The sequence below is a fragment of the Priestia sp. FSL H7-0729 genome, from assembly GCF_038005685.1.
Taxonomy (GTDB): domain Bacteria; phylum Bacillota; class Bacilli; order Paenibacillales; family Paenibacillaceae; genus Paenibacillus.
The window spans coordinates 983,464-1,006,103 of sequence record NZ_JBBOTQ010000001.1; the positions used below are offsets into that span (position 1 = coordinate 983,464).

At 46.8% G+C, this 22,640-nt stretch carries 20 protein-coding genes; all 20 read right to left on the reverse strand.

All coding sequences use genetic code 11. The features are described 5' to 3' along the window. Positions 1 to 161 precede the first annotated feature (161 nt). Entirely contained in the window at positions 162 to 698 is a 537-nt protein-coding gene (locus tag MHH93_RS04185; protein ID WP_500052934.1) for a GNAT family N-acetyltransferase, read from the reverse strand. Positions 699 to 758: 60 nt separating this feature from the next. Further along, positions 759 to 1,364 (reverse strand): pentapeptide repeat-containing protein, encoded by a 606-nt coding sequence (locus tag MHH93_RS04190; RefSeq protein ID WP_500052935.1) that lies wholly within the window; start codon positions 1,362 to 1,364, stop codon positions 759 to 761. Between the two features lie 251 nt (positions 1,365 to 1,615). Beyond that, the gene (locus tag MHH93_RS04195) at positions 1,616 to 2,224 is read right to left on the reverse strand and encodes a GNAT family N-acetyltransferase (RefSeq protein WP_500052936.1); all 609 of its coding nucleotides are present in this window, start codon (positions 2,222 to 2,224) and stop codon (positions 1,616 to 1,618) included. A 32-nt stretch (positions 2,225 to 2,256) separates the two neighbouring features. Further along, positions 2,257 to 2,619: an Asp23/Gls24 family envelope stress response protein gene (locus MHH93_RS04200; protein WP_500052937.1), complete on the reverse strand. Its 363-nt coding sequence runs from the start codon at positions 2,617 to 2,619 to the stop codon at positions 2,257 to 2,259. A 164-nt stretch (positions 2,620 to 2,783) separates the two neighbouring features. Continuing rightward, positions 2,784 to 3,260 (reverse strand): hypothetical protein, encoded by a 477-nt coding sequence (locus MHH93_RS04205; RefSeq protein WP_500052938.1) that lies wholly within the window; start codon positions 3,258 to 3,260, stop codon positions 2,784 to 2,786. Beyond that, positions 3,257 to 5,275, reverse strand: coding sequence for a S9 family peptidase (locus tag MHH93_RS04210; protein ID WP_500052939.1), 2,019 nt, complete (start codon positions 5,273 to 5,275; stop codon positions 3,257 to 3,259). Before MHH93_RS04210 ends, MHH93_RS04205 begins: the two co-directional genes overlap by 4 nt. A gap of 21 nt (positions 5,276 to 5,296) precedes the next feature. Beyond that, a complete protein-coding gene (locus tag MHH93_RS04215) occupies positions 5,297 to 6,226 on the reverse strand; it encodes an ABC transporter permease (protein ID WP_253435129.1) in 930 nt (309 codons plus the stop codon). A 16-nt stretch (positions 6,227 to 6,242) separates the two neighbouring features. Further along, entirely contained in the window at positions 6,243 to 7,160 is a 918-nt protein-coding gene (locus MHH93_RS04220; protein WP_500052940.1) for an ABC transporter permease, read from the reverse strand. A gap of 105 nt (positions 7,161 to 7,265) precedes the next feature. Next, positions 7,266 to 8,831, reverse strand: coding sequence for an ABC transporter substrate-binding protein (locus MHH93_RS04225; RefSeq protein WP_500052941.1), 1,566 nt, complete (start codon positions 8,829 to 8,831; stop codon positions 7,266 to 7,268). 2 nt (positions 8,832 to 8,833) lie between these two features. After that, entirely contained in the window at positions 8,834 to 10,039 is a 1,206-nt protein-coding gene (locus tag MHH93_RS04230) for a M20 metallopeptidase family protein (RefSeq protein ID WP_500052942.1), read from the reverse strand. Further along, positions 10,036 to 10,788 (reverse strand): FadR/GntR family transcriptional regulator, encoded by a 753-nt coding sequence (locus MHH93_RS04235; protein ID WP_500052943.1) that lies wholly within the window; start codon positions 10,786 to 10,788, stop codon positions 10,036 to 10,038. The genes MHH93_RS04230 and MHH93_RS04235 overlap by 4 nt, the downstream gene beginning before the upstream one ends. 188 nt (positions 10,789 to 10,976) lie before the next feature. After that, positions 10,977 to 11,690 carry a glycosyltransferase family 2 protein gene (locus MHH93_RS04240; protein ID WP_500052944.1) on the reverse strand — a complete coding sequence of 238 codons (714 nt, stop codon included), beginning with the start codon at positions 11,688 to 11,690 and terminating at the stop codon, positions 10,977 to 10,979. Positions 11,691 to 11,842: 152 nt separating this feature from the next. After that, complete coding sequence (locus MHH93_RS04245) at positions 11,843 to 12,937, reverse strand: Gfo/Idh/MocA family protein (RefSeq protein ID WP_500052945.1); 1,095 nt, start codon at positions 12,935 to 12,937, stop codon at positions 11,843 to 11,845. A 12-nt stretch (positions 12,938 to 12,949) separates the two neighbouring features. Continuing rightward, positions 12,950 to 13,873: an AraC family transcriptional regulator gene (locus tag MHH93_RS04250; protein WP_500052946.1), complete on the reverse strand. Its 924-nt coding sequence runs from the start codon at positions 13,871 to 13,873 to the stop codon at positions 12,950 to 12,952. Positions 13,874 to 13,897: 24 nt separating this feature from the next. Continuing rightward, a complete protein-coding gene (locus MHH93_RS04255; RefSeq protein ID WP_500052947.1) occupies positions 13,898 to 14,902 on the reverse strand; it encodes a Gfo/Idh/MocA family protein in 1,005 nt (334 codons plus the stop codon). Positions 14,903 to 15,146: 244 nt separating this feature from the next. Further along, a complete protein-coding gene (locus MHH93_RS04260; RefSeq protein ID WP_500052948.1) occupies positions 15,147 to 17,948 on the reverse strand; it encodes an alpha-mannosidase in 2,802 nt (933 codons plus the stop codon). Positions 17,949 to 17,966: 18 nt separating this feature from the next. Beyond that, entirely contained in the window at positions 17,967 to 18,791 is an 825-nt protein-coding gene (locus tag MHH93_RS04265; RefSeq protein WP_062834233.1) for a carbohydrate ABC transporter permease, read from the reverse strand. Between the two features lie 22 nt (positions 18,792 to 18,813). Further along, a complete protein-coding gene (locus MHH93_RS04270) occupies positions 18,814 to 19,680 on the reverse strand; it encodes a carbohydrate ABC transporter permease (RefSeq protein ID WP_036608294.1) in 867 nt (288 codons plus the stop codon). Between the two features lie 68 nt (positions 19,681 to 19,748). Then, complete coding sequence (locus tag MHH93_RS04275; protein WP_500052949.1) at positions 19,749 to 21,128, reverse strand: extracellular solute-binding protein; 1,380 nt, start codon at positions 21,126 to 21,128, stop codon at positions 19,749 to 19,751. A gap of 101 nt (positions 21,129 to 21,229) precedes the next feature. After that, positions 21,230 to 22,531, reverse strand: a complete 1,302-nt coding sequence (locus MHH93_RS04280; RefSeq protein ID WP_500052950.1) for a glycoside hydrolase family 125 protein — start codon at positions 22,529 to 22,531, stop codon at positions 21,230 to 21,232. Positions 22,532 to 22,640: the final 109 nt, after the last annotated feature.

A 22,640-nucleotide genomic window follows, 5' to 3' on the forward strand; every position in this document is an offset into this window, starting at 1 on the left:
AGTTCGTTGACAGGTCCACATAAACATCTACAACCTCTAATTCTGTCATCACTTTATCACCCCTTCGAAGCTTAAAATTTAATACAGAAAACTTAACATGGAACAACAACACGGGTCAAGGCGAGAAAGCAGATAGAGTCTCATCGCACAACCCAACTTGATTAATATAAGTATCCTAAGAAATCGAGTTCTCCTTTTTCCCATAGCCGGCTTCCAACTTCTTTAATCATTAACCCCTCCACCTTTTGAGTCCCTACTCCAACTGTGGTTAAGGTTTCATGATCAATTTTCAACCACGTACATGTGTTGCTTACCGTTTTGAATCCATTTTTACTATACACTCCCTCATGATCTGCAAATAAAAGGACAAAATCAACACGCGCTTTAGCCATCCTTTCAACTTCGGATATTAACAAAGAAGCGATCCCTTGAGAGCGAAAAGCCGGAGAAACACACAAATCGATGATCCCCAATACTCTTATGGGTGTTCCATTTAAATTCATCATCCTGTAATCTAGTCCTACATGCCCAACTAATTGGTTATCAGGGGTAAATGCCAATATTCTGCACTGTGGTATTTGCTTAAAAAACAATCGATCTTTCGGGTAAACCTCTGGAAAACTGAAAACAAGTAATTCTTGAAGAAGAGCTGACCATTCCTCACTCAGATCTACATCATATGTTTTAATTAATTTCAAATAAATATCCTCCTACCAAAAAGCCGCCTTAAGGGCGGCTTCATGCTGTGTATGTTCAACTCAATCTACTTTTGCACCATACGAACGTACAAACAGAACGGCTTGTTCGCGATCCAAACGTACACCTTTGATATCCAGCGATTTCAGATCGATGCCTTCCAGGTTAGCCCCTCTTAGATCAGCCCCTTGCAGCTTGGCTCTGCTCATAACGGCTCTTGTCAGATCACAGTCCCTCAAATCCGCTTTGGTGAAATCCGTGTCCGTAAAGTCAGCCTCAAAGAAACGAATTCCTCGCAGATCCTGTTTCCCTAATCGGGTGTGTCTCAGATTCGTATAAGACCAATCACCGTGACTTAGTGTGATGCCATCCATTTGCGCACCTGAAAAGTCTGAGCCTGTCATCTTGCAGGAGCTGAATTTGGAAGCAAATAGATTCGCACCACCAAATGAGCAGTTTTCAAAAGCCGATTCCGTATGAATCGAACCATTCATCGAAGCGCCTTTGAAGTCACACTCGATAAAACGACAGTTACTTGTCTCGATCTCTTCCATAGAAGCGTTCATAAATGTACATTGTTTGAAAACACAACTTATGAGTTCTCCATAGCGCAGATCACGGCCCTCAAAATGTACTTCTTCATATTCCTGATCCTTATATTGATACACTGGTTACACCCCACATTGTATATTTCTCCGTCTTTCTTCATTAAATGAACTTTTTATACTATACCACACCCCTGTCAAGTACCTGCTTAAACACCCGTAAAAGTCAAGTTACTTTTTTTATGAGAAAAATCTGAAAACTAAAAAAGGAACGCATAAAGCGCCCCTCCAGCTCACATTTTTAACTGTTCCAATGTGGGCTTATATATATGAAACTCTCCAGTTAGCTGCTTGTCTATTCCTAGCAGAAAGCATTACACCAGTATTTTGGACATTCGGTACAGGGACAGTGAAGGTTTTTTGATTTCCCCTACTCTCTGGTATCCCAAACGCTCGTACAGTTTAATAGCTAGTAGATTTTCCTTTTTTACCGTAAGTGAAGACTTGAAGAAACCTTGTATCATAGCTTGCTCCTCTGCAAATTCAATGAGCTGTGTCCCTACACCAAGTCCTCTGCTCTCAGGCAAGGTAGCCAATGTTCCGATGTGGTATTCGTCATTCTCTGCTTCTTTTAATGTCACCATGGAATAGAACTCTTTCCAATGTTGAAGATTATACTTAATCAGGCTCCATTGACGAAGTTCAAACAGCTTCGTGAACGTTGGCAAAGCGAGTTTGTTCATTAAAGTGGTCGGATAACACATGATCATGCCCAACGTTTGGCTACCCATTTTGGCTTCATAAGCGTATTGGTGACTGAATCGGTTTTGATTCGCACGCCATAACTTGTTGAATGTTTTTTCTATAATGCCTTTATCTTTGGTTCCTGCAAGCGAATAGGCCATATATTCAAGTGCCATCTGATTTAGTTGCCCGCCGACTAAGGATTGTGGACTGGCTTTTGTTATGGAAATCTTATTCATCGCTGTCACTCCTCTAGGTAGCTGAAATTGGATTAAGTCCTTACATCAGGTTGGTTGAATGATAACCCCTCAACGATCACATTCACCGTATCAATCGTTAATCCGGTCAGCTGTTCCACATGTACTCTTACATTGTTTTGTAATTCCCTGCAGACTTCGTGCACTTTCGTTCCATAACGAACAACAACCTTCAAGTTAATCTCCAATCTGGATTCTACGTTACGGACGGCTATGCCATTTTGCAGACTTTTCCCACTCCACTTTTTGGTGAATCCTTCAACAAATCCTGTCGACATGGAGGAAATCTCACTGGAAGTATTCGCGATCTTGCCAACAATTTTGGAGATCACATCATCCGATATTTGAATTTTTCCCAAAACATTTTGAATGGACATCCTAGGTCCTCCTCTTTACGTCTAAATTATTGATAGATCATCATATCATTTAATATAAATATAAATCATGCGGAGTCCGATTTCAACTTTTCGAATTCGGTCGTCCACATTTCTACCTGTACATACCAAAAAAGCCGCGATCATCGCAGCTTCTGTTGGTCATACTATGGGAATTTCAATTGAATACGGACAGGAATGTGGGAGGATGGCCCGGTATCTGTTCTCCCTTCCTCTACTGCCTCTGTTACTTCTACTTGCACGATCCATTGTCTGCCTATTATCGATTGAAGCAATTCAATCTCATGTGTAGTCAGATGAATCTGCCTAAGTGTCAGTCCATCTTGAACATAATCCCGATCCATCTTACGATCAAACCGGAAATCAAGCAATCGTTTCAATCCGTTAATATGCAAAAATTTGAACTCATAACCTTGACGTATCGCCTTTTCCCAATCGTCTCCGATATCAGCTGCTGTCTGTAGTCTTTCATCGAAATCCATCGCGGATTCCTTAACCAAAGGCAACAACTGGGAATAGTCCCGACGTTGTAAACATTCAATAATCACTTCTTTGGGTTCCCCACTCGTCAGAACATTCTCTACAAGAAGCCCTACAGGAATGGACAGCTGAGTTCGACTCATTGCTCGCCCTCCTCATTCCCGAGGTACTGATTGAACCAGGCATTCACCTGTTCGAAGCTATCGATACGTAATGAAGGTTTACCGCTTTTCAGCAAACTGTGGTTGGAACCCGGGTAACGAATCAGTTTCGTTTTTTTGCCGTATCGTTTTAGCGTAGTATATAATTCTTCCGCTTGTGCAATTGGTGTTCGATAGTCCTGCTCGCCGTGCATGATCAGAAGTGGCGTTTCAATACGGTGTGCATGAGCAAGAGGTGAGCGGGACCACAGGAACTCAGCGTTTGCCGCAGGATTGCCACCAATGACGCCCTCCACATAGGAAATTCCAATATCGCTCGTTCCATACATGGACAACCAGTTAGAGATACAACGCTGGGTTACAGCTGCTTTGAAACGGTCCGTATGTGCTACAATCCAATTCGTCATTACGCCGCCATAACTGCCACCAGCGACCCCCAGACGTGATGCATCCAGGAAATCATAGGTATCCAGGGCATAATCAACAGCCTCCATCAGATCCCGGTAATCGCCTCCGGCAAAGTCACCACGGCAAGCTCTGGCAAACTCCTGACCATATCCCATACTTCCACGAGGATTGATCCACAGCACAGCGTAACCTTGCGCAACAAGTGTCTGCATCTCATGACTGTATGTTCCCGTATACATCGCATGGGGGCCGCCATGAATCTGCAAAATCAGCGGCAACTTTCCATTGGATGCACGTACAGCAGGTGTCGCTAACCATCCTTGAATCGGCCAGCCGTCGGAAGACTTAAACTCCACACGAACAGGTACATTTACCTCTAATTCAGCCATGAATTCATCATTCCGCCGGGTAAGCCGGAACATTTCGCCACTGTCGATATGCACGCGATATAACTCTCCAGGATATCCGTCAGTTAACGCAGCGATAACCAGCGACGTACCATCTGGCGTTAAGGTATACTGATATATATCCTTTTCACCAGCACCCGTCACCCATTGACATGCTCCATCTTCTTGAATGCGGTATACATCCACATTCCCGTTATGCGTTCCGAGTACATACACACCACGTTCCGGTTGATGAACATCCCATATCGGAGAAGGTGATGCACCTGCCGACTTCATATCCCCCAGTGCTGCGTTACCAATCTGCATATCTAACTGCGGTGCAATTATCCTGGGTTTCCCCCGATGAACAGGCACAGCATATAAGCTGTTGTGGCTCCCGCTCCCGTATTCGCGATCACTGGCAATCAGGATCAGCTGCTGTCCATCCGGTGAATAGGAAAACTGGCTTATTGCCAGACTGGAATCCGTCACTTTGTAGAGATCACGCTCTCCCCATCGAATGCTGAATACATCTGTAAAGTACAGCAGATCCGCATCGAGTTCCTCATCCTCCACTTGCTTAGATATGAAGGAAAGATACTGGCTATCTGGCGACCATGTCGGGGCACTGATATTCCACAGCCCGGAAGTTACCTGCGTGATCTCCCCGCTTGCGATCTCATATACAAACAAATGGCTGTATTGACCATCCCACCAGCCAGCCCCTTCCGCCTTCGGCGTTGTACGCTCAAAAACCTTGCCTCGCAGCACAGGTGCGGGCTCCTGCTGGGCGTCAGTTTTCTTCTGTTGATCCTCCGATTGCACTTTACTGGTAAACGCAATGTATTGCCCGTTCGGGGACCAGATGTAATTCAATATTTTACGTGCGGGAGAGATCAGCATGACAGGCTCTTTTTTACCCTGATCGAGTCCCCATAGTCCCTTACCTCCATCCACAGTGCGAATGAATGTGAGCTGTGTGCCATCCGGCGACCAAGCAGGCGAAGAATCCTTCGTACCATCCGAAAGTGCAATATCTTCATCACCATCGAGCGAAATCCCTCGAATTTGCGTGTTATATTCGTTTTTTTCCTGATCTATGGTCTGTTCCACATAAGCCACTTGTCCGTTCGGGCTGACAACAGGCTGACTGATCCAACGATAGTGAAGCAGATCCTCCGGCATAATTGGTCTTTGATTCATAATGATGGCTCCCTTCTCCGTTTATTTTTGGGTTGTCTCCGTACGTGGATCAAGCACATCACGCAGCCAATCTCCAAGGAAAATAACACCGAGTACGGTAAAAGTAATGGCTAATCCAGGGAATGTAGCGACCCACCAGCTTGTTGCAACGTATTGTCTGCCATCACTGAGCATCCCTCCCCAGGATACATCGGGTGGTTTGATGCCAAGACCCAGGAAACTGAGTGAAGCTTCCATAATAATCGTTGTGCCGACATTCATACCGCAGATTACGATAAAGGATGAAAGGATATTCGGCAGAATGTGTTTCAGAATCAATCTTCCATTCTTCGCGCCAATCGATCTGGCCGCATGCACAAAATCACGCTCTTTGATACTGAGAACCTCACTTCTGACCACACGGGTGAATGGAACCCAGTTCGTCACCCCGATGACAAAAATCAACGTTGTAATACCCGGACCAACAATCGCCATCACAACGAGCATAAATAGAATGGTTGGGATCGCCATGAAGGCATCGCCTACACGCATGATGATGGCATCCAGCCATTTTCCATAGAATCCGGACACCAACCCCAAAATGGCGCCGATGATGCCTGATACAATCACTGCACCCATTCCCACAATCAAGGAAACTCTTGCACCATATACAATTCGGCTCCACATGTCTCTGCCCAGATTATCGGTCCCCAGCCAGTATTCGGCCGTTCCACCCTCAAGCCATGCAGGCGGTTTAAGGCGATTGAGCGGATTCACTGCCGCTGGATCATGACTCGTTAATAGAGGTGCACCTATGGCAATTAACACAACCAACAGTACAAGCACAGCACCAAACATTCCGGTCTTGCTGATGATCAGTTGCTGCCAGATATAACGAAATCCCGTTGGTGCACGTCCATTGTCCTGTTCCTGTTCTGTACCCGGAATTGGCATTTCATTGCTGCCTGTCATATGATTGCACCTCCTTCTAGTCGTATTTAATGCGCGGATCGAGTAGCCTGTAAGCTACATCCGTCAAGATGTTGATGACCACAACGATAAAGGCAATGACAAACACCGCGGCTTGCACAATCGCCATATCATGTGTGTTGACTGCAACGACCAGCAACTGACCCAGTCCAGGCCAGGAGAACACCGTTTCCGTAATCAAGGTTCCCCCGATCAGACTTGTAAACTGCAAACTCATAATCGTTACCACCGGAATCAGTCCATTCCGAAAGGCATGTTTCACAATGACAACCATCCGGCCAAGCCCTTTGCTGCGAGCTGTTCGAATATAGTCCTGATTAAGAATCTCCAGCATACTGGAGCGAATCAGTCGGGTCATCTGCGCAGCCAGTCCAACGCCTAGTGTAAATGCCGGCAAGATCAGATGTGACAATCCTCCGCGACCAGATACCGGCAAAACGCCCAGCATGACGGAGAACAAGAGGATCAGCATAATCCCCATCCAGAAGTTTGGCATGGCCTTACCAATGACGGATATTCCGGAGATGATCAGATCGGTAAACGTATTACGTTTGACAGCTGAAATGACACCAAGTGGCACAGCCATAAGTACGGCAAAAAACATGGCTGCTACTGCTAGTTCAAAGCTGGCAGGCAATCTCTCCAGAACAAGCTCTAAAGCAGGTTGATTGTAGCGAAAAGACTGACCAAAGTCTCCCTGTACCGCACTGCCCAGAAACTTCACGTACTGCGTATATAAAGGCTGGTCCAAACCAAGTGCCTGCGTCAAGACAGCACGATCTTCAGCGGTAGCCGTTTCAGGCAACATTAGCGCAACCGGATCACCGGTGACTCGAACCAAAATGAACACAATTAATGAAACAATGAACAGCACCGGAATGATCTGTAGTAATGACTTAAGTACGTATTTGCCCATTCCTTGTTCACCTCCCTTGTTAAGAAAAAGAACGGCAGGAACATGGTTATCCAGTCCCTGCCGTTCACGGCCTATCTTTTCAATGACCGGTTGTTATACCCGATGTTACTGTGCAACAGGTGTAATCTCGTCAGCATAGAACATCTCGTCACTGCGCGGCGCGAAGTTCACTTTAGCATTGGTTCCGTAGACACCTTCCATTTGGTACAGATATACGGCTGGGCGTTCTTCAGAGAAGATCTGTTGTACTTGCTGATACTCTTTCTCACGAGACGCAGGATCCATGTTCACCAATGCCGATTGAAGCAGTTTCTCTACTTCAGGGTTGTTGTAATCCGACTCGCCTTTGGCTTCTTCCAACATATAACGATTGTAATTGTTCGAAGCATCGAACAAGGAGTTACCAATACCGATCATGAAGATTTCTTTGAATGATTTGGAGCTGTAACGTTCACTGAATGCACTTGCTTCCAGGACATCCAGGTTGATTTTGAATCCGGCTTGTTCCAGCATCGCTGCAACAACTTCAGCCTGTTCTTTGTATTGTGCGGAAACGGAGATGGTCATCTCAGCTTCACCTTCTGCATAGCCAGCTTCTTGCAGGAGCTGTTTGGCTTTTTCCTGGTCATAGAGTGACGTTTTGTACAATGAAGGATCAGCACCGAAGTTGCCTGGTGTTACGGATGTGCGGGTTACAATACCTGCTCCGCCGGCAATGCTGTCCACGATTCCTTGTTTGTCGATCGCCAGGTCGATGGCTTCACGTACTTTCGGATCAGCCGTGATGCTGCCTTCTGTCTGACGGAAAATCAACTGAAGCACACGTTGAATTGGCGCTTTGACAATCTTCTTATCGGCTTCACCTTCGATCCGGGCAATGTCAGTGGACGGAATGGAAGACGCCACATCTACACCACCAGCGAGCAATTCGGATACACGTGTGGAGGCTTCAGGAATAACGCGGAATACCACTTCATTCCATTTTGGTTCACCGTCGAAGTAGTTCTCGTTTTTCACAAGTTCCACACGATCATCTTTGGTCCATTTACTGAACTTGTAAGGGCCTGTGCCTACCGGTTGTTTCAGGAAAGCATCAAATCCTTTATCCGCAATATATTTTGCTGGCAGAATGCCTGCTCCCATTTTGGACAAACGATTCAGCAAGAGCGGATCTGGGCCATCTGTGATAATGTCTACGGTATAGTCATCCACCGCTTTAACTTCTACGATATTCTTGAAATAACTGTTTTGTTTCAGTGTCTCGTCCTTGGCTACGCGCTCCAGCGTGTATTTTACATCTGCCGAAGTGAAAGGATCGCCATTGTGGAAGGTCACGCCTTCACGCAACTTAAATCTCCATGTTGTATCATCAACCTGATCCCATGATGTCGCGAGTCCCGCCACTTTTTTCTGTTCACTGTCATTTTTGATCAGATAATCGAAAACGTTCACCAGAACCGCTTCACTGGAAGTGTTATTGTTGTTGTGCGGATCGAAACTCTCAATATCGGTTGCCGCAGCAATGGTCAGTGTTGTACTTGGACTTCCACTGCCCGTTCCTCCTGTTGCGGTATTGTCATTCGTGCTTGTCGTTTTACCTCCGCAAGCGCTGAGTACCATTACGATTGCCAGTAACGTGATCCACAAGCCTGTCCATTGTCTTTTTTTCATTGTCATTGCTCCCCCTCAGAAGTTGTATTCCGTGCCAAAAATTCAAGCGCTACTGCAGACAACATGCCCACACCATAAGGCATCGCTGTCTCATCGAGATCAAACATGGGATGGTGGAGTGGATAGCGAGTACGTTCCTCATCATTCCCGGATCCTAGTCTGAAAAACACACCCGGAACCTGTTCACAATAAAAAGCGAAATCCTCGCCCCCTGTGGAGGGTTTGATATAGCTCCATCCCTTCTCCGCATTAACCTGATCACAAGTCTCTGTTAGCAGGTCAACCATGCCGAGATCATTCACGACAACAGGGTATCCATCGCCGTAGACAATTTCGCATTCAGCTCCAAAAGAATCGCAGACCCCTTTAACAACCTGCTCGATCAAAGCTGGCATCCGTTCACGAATGGCAGGTGAGAGTGTACGAACCGTACCGATCATCTCCACTTCCGGGGCAATGGCTGTTCCCATATAACCTCCGGTGATTTTGCCAATGGTGACTACAGCGGGTTCAAGCGGATCGACCATCCGACTAACGATATTTTGCAATGCGGTGATGACCTGAGCCGATACCGCAATCGCGTCAATGCCCTCATGCGGACGAGCTGCATGGCCGCCCTTGCCGAACACCTTGATAATCAAGGGATCAGCTGACGCGAACGCAACGCCCTGACTTACGCCCAAAGTTCCCGTGTTCTGTCCAGGAGTCATGTGTAACCCAGCGATCGCATCAACCTTCGGATTCTCCAGAACACCGTCCTGAATCATCGCTCTTGCTCCTGCAAGTCCCTCTTCCGCTGGCTGGAAAATGAATTTGATGTTCCCTGATTTCGGTCTTCCAAGGCCAGTAAGCAGCTGGGCTGCTCCCATCAGGATGGAGGTATGGGCGTCATGTCCACACAGATGCGCTTTGCCTTCCACTTGCGAGCGGTATTCCACCGCTTTCTGATCTTGGATTGGCAAGGCATCCATGTCTGCGCGCAAGGCAAATGTTGGTCCATCTGTCTCTCCGCGAAGCAAGCCTGTAACCCCTGTCTGACCGACATTGCGTGTAACTTCCAGCCCTAGGCTCTCCAGATGCTCAGCTACGATAGCGGATGTACGATGCTCTTCGTAGCCAATTTCCGGATGGCGATGCAAATCTCTGCGCCAGGCGCTTAACTGGGCTTGTAGTGGCTGAGCCAACTGTATTAGTTCTGAACGATTCATTCGCTGTCATTCCCTTCATTTTCGTCCGATTCAGAAACCAAACGGGCATAGATCGCGTCAGCCGAGAATTCGATATGTCTTTTCATCGTCTCTCGAGATCTGAACTTGTCATGTGCTTTCAGTGCTTCAAGAATCTCCATATGTACACCGTGGTTGACGGAACGTATCCGGTCATCATAAGGCATTAAGTCAAGCGCCGGATTAATTTTGGTCCGGATCTCTCGAACGGCTTTCTCGCAATATGGATTCCCCGAGGCTTTGGCGATGGTCAGATGAAACTTCACATCCAGCGCCCTGAACCATTCCCTTGTACAGTCTGGCTCTATACTTTGCTCCATATAGCTCTCAAGCAGCGCCAGTTCGCCTGCGGTGATCCGCTCAGCAGCCAAAAAAGCTCCCTCCGGCTCGATGATGGTTCGATATTCAAACACCTTGAGCATCTGTGACCAATCCCGTTTAATTTCTTCTCTAGTCCGTTTATGCGAATTGGCTGTCAGTGGCAGTACAAATGTTCCGCCTTTGGCACCCACCCTTTTCTCAATCAAACCTTTCTCTTCCAGTGAAGAGAGTGCCTCACGAACGGTAATGCGACTTACATTAAAAATCTCTGCCAGATCTCGTTCGGCTGGAAGCTGTTCTTCACTCATTAATTCCTTCAGTATAATGGCTTCTTCCAGTTGTTCTCTAATGAACTCACTAACCTTTTTGGTAGATACTTTCTCAAAACGAAATGAAAACGTACTGGACATCTAAACACTCCGATCTGTATATGGTCTAGACCTTATACCATTAATATAATTCCGACTAAACTTATATGCAATACTTTTTTTCAATTAAATTCAACTTTTTTTCTCACCACCTCCCAATTAAACCATCTGGGCACAAAAAAGACGCATCTGCACGCAGCAGATGCATCTTTTGCTATTTGGTAGTACCTCTATAATTTCTTATTAGCAAAGGGTCTGAAATCGTCCGTAACCGCAAGTTTGGTGCTTCCCTCCAGGTAGAAGTTATCATCCGCTCTCCACGTATGGCTTTTTTTGTTCTGTCTGCGGTGATAGACATAATTGAATGGTGAGGTCGCATATGCTTTGAATCCTCTTTTTCTGCATTGTCTCAGGAAGGTTACATCTTCCCCTATGGAACGGTCCGTGAAGCGGACTTTTTTCAAGACCTCCCTTTTGAATAAAATCGTGCCCCCTTGTACAAATTCAACCGGTTTATTTTTTTCAGCGGGAGATCTGACCAACAGTGTTTTGGAAGCATCCAAGTAGACCAGACACGAATGTTTGCCCACAATATCACTTTTGGTGCGTCTAAGTTCTCTCACCTGTTCTGTCAAATAATATGGGGAATAGTAGTCATCATCATCAAATTTGGCAATCAGTGAAAAGCGAGTCTTAGTGATCCCGGCGTTCAGGCTTTGTCCCAATGAAATGCTCTCCGGAACCTGATATACATGAACATTGGCAAGATTTCGAACGCGCTTTTGATATAATGCCAGATTCATACGGTCATGATTCAGAACTATGATCAGCTCTTTGCTTTGATAAAGCTGTCGATTGTAATTTTGCAGTATATTTTCAAAAAATTGCGGACGATTGGTACATACAACAATGGAAACACCGTGACCCGTTTTCTGTTTAGTCAAGACACAACCTCTTTTCAGCTCATTTTTCTCTCATCATATGTGCCAAGATAGAGTCTGGTATGGACCAATAGCTAGTAGCCATAACACCAAAAAAACCCTCTGTCTCCATTAGCGGGACAAAGGGTTTTGTAATCTGTTGGTTTATGTCAATTCTATGCTTCGTTATTATTCAAGTATACAGCCTTACCTGTGCGAGCAGATTCATAGAGGGCTTCCAGGATCTGAGATACAACCAGCGCTTGTTTTGGTGTAACGACTGGCTCCTGATCGTTCTCAATCGCTTCAATCCACTTTCTCATCTCCACATCCGGTGCGCTCTCGCTCTTACCATCGTAGAATGCTACCCCGCCTGCACTTAGTTCAATCTCGTTCGTGTATAGACGGCTGAATTTCTCGCCATTGATGCGCAGTCCGTTCTTCATATCCGCACCGGCTTCGCTGCCACTCAAGCTGCATTTGGCTTCATCCACGTCCAGTGAGTTGAGAGCCCAGCTGGATTCCAGCATGATCGTTGCTCCATTCTCCATCACAATCATGCCGAAGGCCGAGTCTTCTACGGAGAATTGTTTCGGGTCCCACGGGCCCCAAGCGTTGGCCGCATTTTCACGTTGCGAGAGTTCATGATAGGTCGTGCCGAGCACAACCTTTGGTTGATAGTTATCCATCATCCAGAGCGTCAGATCGAGTGCGTGCGTACCAATGTCAATCAATGGACCGCCGCCTTGTTTCTCCTCATCCAGGAAAACACCCCAGGTCGGTACTGCTCTACGTCTAATTGCATGTGCCTTTGCAAAATAAATATTACCCAGGTCACCCGCTTCGCACACCTTCTTCAAGTACTGACTGTCTTCTCTGAAACGGTTGTTGTATCCGATCGTCAGTTTCTTACCGGTACGTTCTGCCGCTTCCAGCATGAGCTGTGCTTCAGCAGAGGTCTTCGCCATCGGCTTCTCACACATGACATGTTTGCCTGCTTCCAGGGCAGCAATGGAAATCTCGGCATGAGAAATATTCGGTGTAAGTACATGCACAATGTCCAGAGACTCATCCTTGAGCAATTCCTGATAATCGGTGTAGACTTCAGCATCAGTAGAGCCATATTTTTGTTTGGCTTCATCTGCACGTTCCTGAACAATATCACAGAAAGCCACTAGTTCAACATTATCCAGTTTACTCAGACTCGGCAGATGTTTACCATTCGCGATCCCACCACAACCGATAATTCCGATACGATATACTTTACTCATATATATTCACCCTCACTTAAGTATTGGTTGTTTCATTTTACGAAAAGCCGACGGGGTCATCCCCAGACGTTTACGAAATACAGCATGCAAATAGTTGGCATTATTGAATCCTGAAGCCAGAGCGATCTGTTCAATGGATACGTTGCTTTCCTCCAGATTGCGGCACACGGCGCGCAGACGAATATCCTCCAACACGCGGCTGAACGGCATCTCGGGCTGTACTTGATAGAAGATTCGCTGCAATTGTCTGCTGCTGATATGAAGTTTCTCAGCTACATGTTCCAGCGTGACTACCGTAGGATGATTCGCCTCCATATACTGCACTGCATACTCATAACGATATGCCGACATGTCCCGTACAGGGGCTTCCGGCCGATTGCCTCCGGTGTCGTATGCGCGCACGGTTTTGAGTAATATGCTGATGACCAGTTGCTTGATCGACGTATAATAACCTAACAATTTCTGATCACAGGCCTCATAAGCTTCCAAAAAACACTGCATCGCCCGATGATAATCATTCACTGGAGTATGCGGAAGCGTTCTCAGCTTTTCAATCGTTTCCTCGGATTCAGCTGCTTCCCAGGGGTCAACATGTTCTCTAGGCTTGTGAACGATATCCACATGAAGACATAGTTCATCCATATCCTCTTTGGCGTCCGCCTCCTGATAATGAACGACACCTGGTCCAGTCAAATACAGCATACCTTCCGAGAGCGCATGTGTCTGATCATCGAGAATAACTTTGCCTTTACCTCTTGGGATAAAATGAAACTCAAACTCCGCATGATTATGGAAATCCACAACTCGGCCCGCTGGAAAAGAAGTCAGATGAAATCGCATCACGCGAATCTCATAATGGCCCCAAACCATTGAAATATCCAGTCTCTCCAGGAGATCCTGCCGTTCAAGCATTTTCTCATAAGGATACAGGCTCAAGACTGCACACCTCCTTCATAAAACCTAACCCTTCAACTCTTTCAGTGCGATTCTGCGCCCTTCCTTGTTAGAGAGATTTGCAGCTTCCATCAACCGGGTCAGTTCCATAGCCATCTGCACGTTCTCAGTTGCATCCGTATCATGTTGTATATGTGCAACCCACTGATTGAATGCGCTTTCTCTTTGATCTGACAAAGGAAGCTCAGTCCACTCTGGATACTTTCCCTGTGCTGCTTTTGTGCGAATTAATAGCTTTTCATCAGGTGTACCATACAGAAGTGTACCCTCCGTACCATGAACCTCAATCGTAAACGGAGAATGACTATTCACAAAACCAGCTTCGACAACGCCGACTGCTCCCGAATCCGTGAACAAGGTTGCAACTGCATTATCTTCCACTTCTTTGCCTGTAATATATCCGAAGTTCGCGTTAACCGCTGTTACTTCCTGACCCAGAAACAGTTTGGCCAGATACATCGGATGGCAACCCAGATCAATCAACGCACCGCCCTGACAATCTTTCAGGTCATAGAAATGTTCAGGCAACCAGTTAGATATCGCTCCATCATGCGATAAACGCGCTCTAACGTAAGTCACTTTGCCAAGCAATTCTTGGTTAAGCACATCTTGAATCGTTAACGTATACCCTGCATTCAGGCGTGGTAAGGAGACGGTCATCTTAACTTTGTTTGCCTTTACCTCATCAAGGATTCTGTTGGATTCCGCCTGTGTCGCTGCTATAACCTTCTCTGTGAAGATGTGTTTGCCAGCTTTTGCAGCAGCGGTGATCACTTCTTCATGGATGCGGGTTGGCGCATCTACAATAACGGCATCGATGTCATCTTTGGCCAGCATATCTTCGAGTGAAGCATAGAAGGGTACGTTTAAACGTTCAGCGGCTTCTTGTCCGCGCTTGGCATCTTCATCCCACACAGCGGCGATGACTGTATCCTCATGTTCCTGTGCCTGCTTGATGTAATCCCATGCGTGAACATGCCACAAGCTAATTTTCCCAATTCGAATGGTCACTGTTGTCTTACCTCCATACTATATAATATTCTGACATTTATCTATAAGTTATCACAGACTTAATGTATTTTTAATAGAAACTCACGACAATTAATGTATAAAATCACGACAAGAATATCATTAGGTATGTATGCTGTTTCCCATATTACTTTGGTGTGGGTGTGCTTAACGGGCACATGGCAAAACCCCCTGTCCACACTACCGTGAACAGGAGGCTCCTAAGATTATAATGTTCAAACGTAACTCAACCTAACGTATACCCTTGCGTAACGATCTTGTATCCGGATACCGTCTGGCTGTCTCCATGCAACGTATCCTTGACCCGTTCCAGCACATCGCTCTCATAGACAGAGGCGCACTCGAATCCAGGCTGAACGTTCAATTCAGCGGCTTCAGAATTCAGATTATACCAGCGAACAATCACATCTCCGGTTTCCTCTGCAATCTTCAATGTGGAGAAGGCTAGTGACGAACTTTGTGCATTCCATGCCAGCCATTTCTTCGACAAAGGTAGTTCCACCTTCTGCCCATCAGCTCCGGCATGCCCTTCCCGCTCAAACGTGCGTGCTAATGCCCCCAGCTGCACAGTCGTCCACGGAATCGGATACACATATGCGGATGCACATGCACCTGACTCCGCAGCATCGCCCGCAAATGGAATAATCGCATATTCCACGCTCTGAGGTCCCAGACATTGGGCTTCCGGTGTTTCAAACACACCCCAATCTCCCAGCTCCGAAGAGGCACGAAGCAGCGTAACCGCAATCGTACTGCCCTCTTCATGCTGTAAAATCTCGTATTCATTCAGCCCTTTGTTTGCAATCATCAAGCCATGATCACCATCGGTCACATGTACAAATGCCTGCTGGTGCTGTGCATTACTCGGGTTCACCCATTCTTTGGCCGGTGTGTTCGAACGTTTGGCAACCTCAAAGATGGAATCCGCATAATGATTGTCTGTCACCAGTCGGGATGGAAAGAGTGCGCGCAACCGATGATCCTTGGCCTGATTGTTAAAGTCAGACTTTACCTTGACCATATTACTTCCTGCTTCCAGTGTATACGTTGTCGTAATCACCAACGGAACCGTGTTCTTCACCCGCTGTGCCTTCCGTTCTGTAAAAGGAACCATTTGACGCTTCTCAAGGTCGAACAGTTCATCTGCTCCAGCCGGAATTTCCCAGCGTAATACACTCTCCATAACTGCCCGATACGGGGATTGCTCCACGATCCGCAGCTCTGCCTTCAGATGCTCCGTGGTCAGCGTTATTTCTTCGTCAGGCTGGCGATAGACATATTCATTGCCGATATCCCCGGTATTCTCATACGAATTCAATCCCCTGTATACAGCACCGGATATCTTATCTTCAATTGTAGCCGTACCATTCTCTTCAATCGTCACCCGCAAATGACCGTTTTCCATCATCCTTCCCTGAACCTGAACGAGTTCGCTCGTAGCGGACACTTCAACCATCTCAGCACTCTCTGTTTGCTTTTGAACTGGAATGAGAGCATACGTCTTATAACCCAGCGAAGGTACATCCACTGCCTGGAAGGTCACTCTTACTTTACGAGCCATATAAGGCTGGCGGAAGCGATCCTTCGGAAGTTCATAGCCGAAATGTGCACCCAAATCCTTGATTTCTGCCGAGTACGTGTGTCCATCCGAATCGACCAGTTGATACGCTGGCAGCGCATCTTTCTCCATCTTCTGCGCAAGCGCCTGAGGATTGGGCCCTTCCGGGAAAAAGGCTTTGTCCACAATCAGATCCATTTCCATGATTCCATTTCGATTCCAACCACTCGTGTTGAACACAGTGAACGGCACCGCTTCCTCTCCCCAAGCCTCAGCAGGTTGCGCACGAATGGATTCAGCAATCGCTTGCGCGCTCTGCGAAACCAATTTCTCTGCAAACTGTCTGCTTTTGGCGAAGCGGGTCACCATCTCACGGTGAACCTCATCCACACTGCATCCGCAGATGCTATCATGTGGGTGATTCTGCATTAGCATCTTCCATGCATGCGTCAACAGATGGTGCGGATAATCTTTTACCCCGGCTATGTGGGCCATGGCGGCCAGTGGTTCGGCTACTTTTTCAAGCAACGTCTGCCCCTGCTGATTCAACTGTTTTAGATAAACCCGTGCGGATGCCGTGTTCACCAGTGTTCCCCAACCATCCGTGTGTTGACTGCGAAGTTCGCCTTCGATGGTCGCCAGATTTTCAGGGACATCTTTTGTAACCGCCTCAATGTAATCGTCAAAATTGGAGTGGATAAATTCCACATCCGGATACAGGGCAGCTGCCGTACGTAAAGCCTCTGGCAGATCCGTCTGGATCGGCTGGTGATCACAACCATTCATGAACAACAGATGTGGGGTCGAGGCGAATTTCTCGGCATCCTCCAGATTTTTATCCCAGTATACTTGGGCTTTCTCCGGATCAACCGGAACTTCCATCCCATTACAGTACCAGTTCGCGAACAGAATACCGAGCACTTCCGAACCATCCGGTGAACGCCAGATCATCTCGGAATAGGGAGATTCGTAACTGTCGGCATCAACCACGGCATTGTTGAATCCCGTAGGCTTCACCCCACGCCCAAAGATCGCGTTCTGAATGTCCGCCTGTTGCAGAATCTGTGGTGCTTGTCCCATATTCCCGAACGAATCCGGGAAGTAACCCGTCTTGGATATCACACCGAAAGGTCGAGCATCACGATGACCGATCAGCAGATTACGCAAATTAGCCTCGCTGCTGGTCAGAAACTCATCCTGTAACACATACCATGGACCAAAATGGATGCGCCCTTCACGAATATAACGGTCGAGCCTCTCCTGTTGTTCAGGTCGAACCTGCAAATAATCTTCACGAATAATCGTCTGTCCATCCAGATGGAAATAACGATATTCCGGGTCCTGATCGAGCGTGTCCAACAGTTTATCCATCAGCTCAATGAGCAGTACATGATGGTGTTCATAAGGCATATACCATTCGCGGTCCCAATGAGTATGTGAGATAAGATGTGCCGTCTTTTTGGTAGTCATATTGCGTACCTCCTGTCATTAGCCTTTAGTTGCCCCACCCATGCTGAAGCCCTTGGACATGTAACGCTGGGAGAAGATATATAGCACAACCGAAGGCATTGTATAAAGTAGTGAAAATGCAGCCAATCTGCCGTATTCAACCATACCGTGGCTGCCGAAGAATTGATAGATCGTGACCGATGCCGGAAGTTTCTCCGGTGTCTGGAGCAGGATGTATGGCACGAAGAAGTTGCCCCAACTTCCCGAAAAGGTAAATATCGCGATCGTTGCAATACCCGGCAACATCAATGGCGCTACAATTCGTCTCAATCCGTTCCACACGGATGCGCCGTCAATCCATGCCGATTCTTCCAGATCAATGGGCACCGAATCCATGAAGTTTTTCATCATCCAGATGCCGTAGGGAAGTGAAGATGCGGTCAAGAACAGCATCGTGGCAATGATGCTATTTTGCATTTTGAAGAACAGAAACATTTGAAACACCGGAACCATCACGGCAGTAATCGGAAGTGCTGTCATGAACAGAATAGATAACAAGAAGCTTTTTTTGAATCTCATTTCATAACGGGATAATGGATACGCAGCAAGAACCGATACCACAACAACCAATATCGCTTGCCCTCCCGACAGAATCAAACCAACACCGAATGAACGAAGATTGCTCGAATCCCCGAGTACATCCTTGAAATTTTGAATGGTCCAGGTACTGGGCATTTTGATGCCCTGCTGTGCGTTCGGATCAAATGAAGCCAGAATGATCCAGAGCAGCGGCAATAAAAAACAGAGCCCTAGAAAGACTAGAATCCCGTACTGGATTTTACGTTGAAGCCCATGTTTGACCATAGGGATCGAACCTCCTTCATGGTTACACTTTCACTTTCATGGATCGCATGTAGAACAGGCTGGCGATAATACCAATAAACAGCAGGACTAGCGATATGGCTGTGCCGTATCCAAATTGATAGTTCACAAAGGCCTGATTGTACATGAAGATCGGCAAGGTTTGTGTTGAAGTACCCGGGCCACCACCGGTCATCGTATAGATCAGCGTAAACACACCCAGTGTCTGTAGAGTAACCAACATCATGTTGGTCACAATGGACCCTTTTACCATTGGAATCGTAATGTGTCTGACAATCTGGAACCCCGTTGCACTGTCAATAATGGCAGCTTCTTCAACTTCCTTCGGGATATCATCCAGAGCCGATTGATAGACCATCATGGAGAAGGCTGTACCGTGCCAGATATTCGCGATAATGACACTCACCATCGGGAAACTGAATAACCAGGAGACTGGATTCGCCCCGAACCACCCGAGGATCTGATTCAATGAACCATTGTCACTGAAAAAAGCCACCATACAGAATGCCACGACAATCTCGGGTGTCACCCAACCAGCAATGACGATGATGCCGATGACGCGGCGGAACGTCACGTTCTTCTCCTTCATTAGAAGAGCCAGGATGAACCCAAGCAATACCTGACCAATGACTGCGGAGAAGATGAGAAAGACCAGTGTGCGCCAGACACTAATGCGGAAGTCCGGATCATGGAACATATTAATGAAATTCTGGAACCCGACAAACTCCAGACTCTTGGCTGCCGCCCCGGTCAGGGCCATATTCGTAAAGGCAAAACAGATCGTCAGAATGATGGGAACAATGAAAAACACAAGTAATAACAGTACGGAAGGCATGAGAAACAGAAATGAACCTGGTGCTTTCCTTTTCATAAGTCACTCTCCATTCGAACCGGAAAAAGGGGAGTATTATGCCTCCCCCTCCGAATATATCGATATCCTTATTTCTCTTCGATGCTGTCCGCGCCAAGGGAACGGGATACGTTGTCCTTCAATTGCGTAACTCCCTCTTCCGGCGTCAGCTTGCCAGAGGCAATACTCTCAACGATGCTTTGCAATTGTGCGGATACCGCTGCATATTGATCGTTCGCTGGACGGAAATGGGCTACATTCAAGAGTTCCTGTGCTTCTTTGGTATATGGACGATCGGTATAACCTTCAACTTCTGTAGAATCATTACGTGGACTGAGGCTGCCTTCCGCTACGACGCGCGCAGTCGCATTCTCCTTATTCATCAGGAACTCGATAAATTTCCAAGCTGCTTCCTTATTCTTCGCTTGTGCAGGAACGGACCAAGCCCATCCTCCAGACATCGTCGTTGCTCCAGGTTCTTCCCCATTTTGTGTCGGGAATGGCGCAAATCCTATTTTCTCTTCGACGTTGGCAATTGGAGCCGCACCATTCTCGGCCCATGTCGAACCTGCCCAGCTACCATCTACAGCCATCGCCAGTTTGTCTTGCGGGAACTGTTGCTGGAATGCAATACTGCCAGCTTGTCCATTCAGGGCAACCTGCATGGTCGGACCTGTTTTATCCGTGTTAAACACTTGATCTATGAATTTGAATGAATCCAAAAGACCCGGGCTGTTAACGACCCATTTCTTGCTGGTGTCGTTATACAGCGTATCCGCCGTACCATAGAGCAGCATTTCCAGCGTTTGCATGGTGACACCTTCACCGTTTGCTTTGCCCACGATCATATTAAGCGGCGTTACACCCGGCAGTTTTTGCTTGATGGTACGTGCTGCTTCGAGAACTTCTGCCCAGCTTGCAGGTTTGAATGGAACTTCCAGGCCCGCCTGCTGAAACAGCTCCTTGTTGTACCAAATTCCCCGTGTATCCGAGGTAGCCGGAACGCCATATACCTTGCCGTCTTCACCTGTAACCCCTGCCTTCAGGTTGTCGATGATGTGTTCTTCCCAATCGGACCAGCCCTGAACCTGCGTATCCAGCGGCTCCAGATATCCCGCAGCAGCATCGGATTTGATGATGGATGTATCTTCGGCAATGACATCAGGTGCCGTTTCCGGGGATTTCATTTGAAGAACCATTTTGGACGTGTAATCACCCTCACTTGCCAATACAGGTGCAATGTTGATTTTGATATCCGGGTTTTCTTTCTCAAATTGATCCACCAAACCTGATTGGAAAAATTTAGTAAGTGTATCTTCAGATCCCGAAGAACGGAACGATACGGTTACTTCCTTCTTGCCATCACTGGTTGTGCCTGTGCTCGAGCTTCCGCCCGAACAGGCTGTCGTTAGAATGAGCAAGGATGTCATAACTGCTGCTACCGGCAATTTCAAAGATATTTTTCTCATGGTTCGCTCTCCTCTTGTCGGAATTCAAAGAACTCCGAACGTTATGATGTACTCGCAGGCTCTCTCTTGCTTTCCTATCTATTTCATTTCTGTACGCAATCCTATTTCTCAACGTTGAATCCGCAATAATCCATCATCAGTTCACTAAAGAGCATGTTGGACCATGAAAACCATGGACGTGTATATTCATGTGAATTGTTAGCCGAAAAGCCTTCATGGGTCAGTCCGGTGCCCGCATCCGTCTGTTGGATAAGCTGGAGCAACCGCAGTTTTTCGTTGCGATCCGTTGTAGTCAGCCCCTGCATCGATAAAGCGATATGCCAGATGTACCCTTCCGGTGTATGTGGACTACCGATTCCAGCTGCTACTGTTCCCTCATAGAAATACGGGTTGTGTGAGGATAGGATGAAACGGCGTGTATTCTGATACACCTCGTCGTTCTCATCCACATATCCGAGATAAGGTAAAGACAGCAGGCTTGGCACATTGGCATCATCCATCAGATTGTGATTGCCTTTCCCATCGGTTTCGTACGCATATATAGTGCCATATTCCGGATGTTCGACAGTGCCATAATTCTGAATACCTTTGTTAATCTGTTCCTCCAACGCTTTAGCAGTCGCTGCCAGCGTCTCGTCCTTGAACACGGTCTCAGCAATTTCCTGTAGATATCGAAGCGCCACAACGGCGAACATATTGGATGGAACCAGATAGCCATATTCACAGCGATCGTCGCTGGGACGGAATCCCGACCAAGTCATGCCTGTATAGGCTGTTTCAGTACCTCGTCCCTCTCGACTGAGCGTATCGGTTTCAGGAGCATCCAGACGTTGGAACGTGTAGGGTGATTTCGTCTCATGATGCTGCTCCACTTGCCATAACTGCATGATAATCTGGGCTGCTTTGCGGAACGTATCGTTGAATTGAGTTGTTCTTCCCGTGTTCTTCCACAAGAGATAACTGAGCTGAATCGGATAAGCCAGTGAGTCAATCTCATACTTCCGTTCCCAGATCCAATCATTCATCTGCGTCAGATCTTCCTGATGTCCTTTCCCACTCTCCGTCTCATTAAAAGCGTTTGCATAAGGGTCCAGGAGAATATAATTCAGTTGACGCTCAACCAGTCCAGCGATCATGTCGGCGATATCTTCATCCTCTGAAGCGAGAACCAGATACGGTCTGACCTGTGCAGCAGAATCACGTAACCACATGGCAGGGATATCTCCCGTAATCACAAAAGTTGTTCCATCTTCTTTGCGCTGAATGGTAGTCGCCATCGTATTGGTAAAACAGTTTTTGAACATTTGGTTAAGCTCCGGATAATCCGGCATACGTTTGTTAACTCGATCAATCATGTTGTATATCGAGGGGGAAATGTCTTGATCATCTCTAGGTGTCAGCATGTTGTCCTCCTTATGTAATCCAGTTTGTTAACCGCTTTCATCATCCTAAAACGAATATAATGTTATGTCAATATATTTATTTGTATATTAGCATGTTATTTTAATTTTA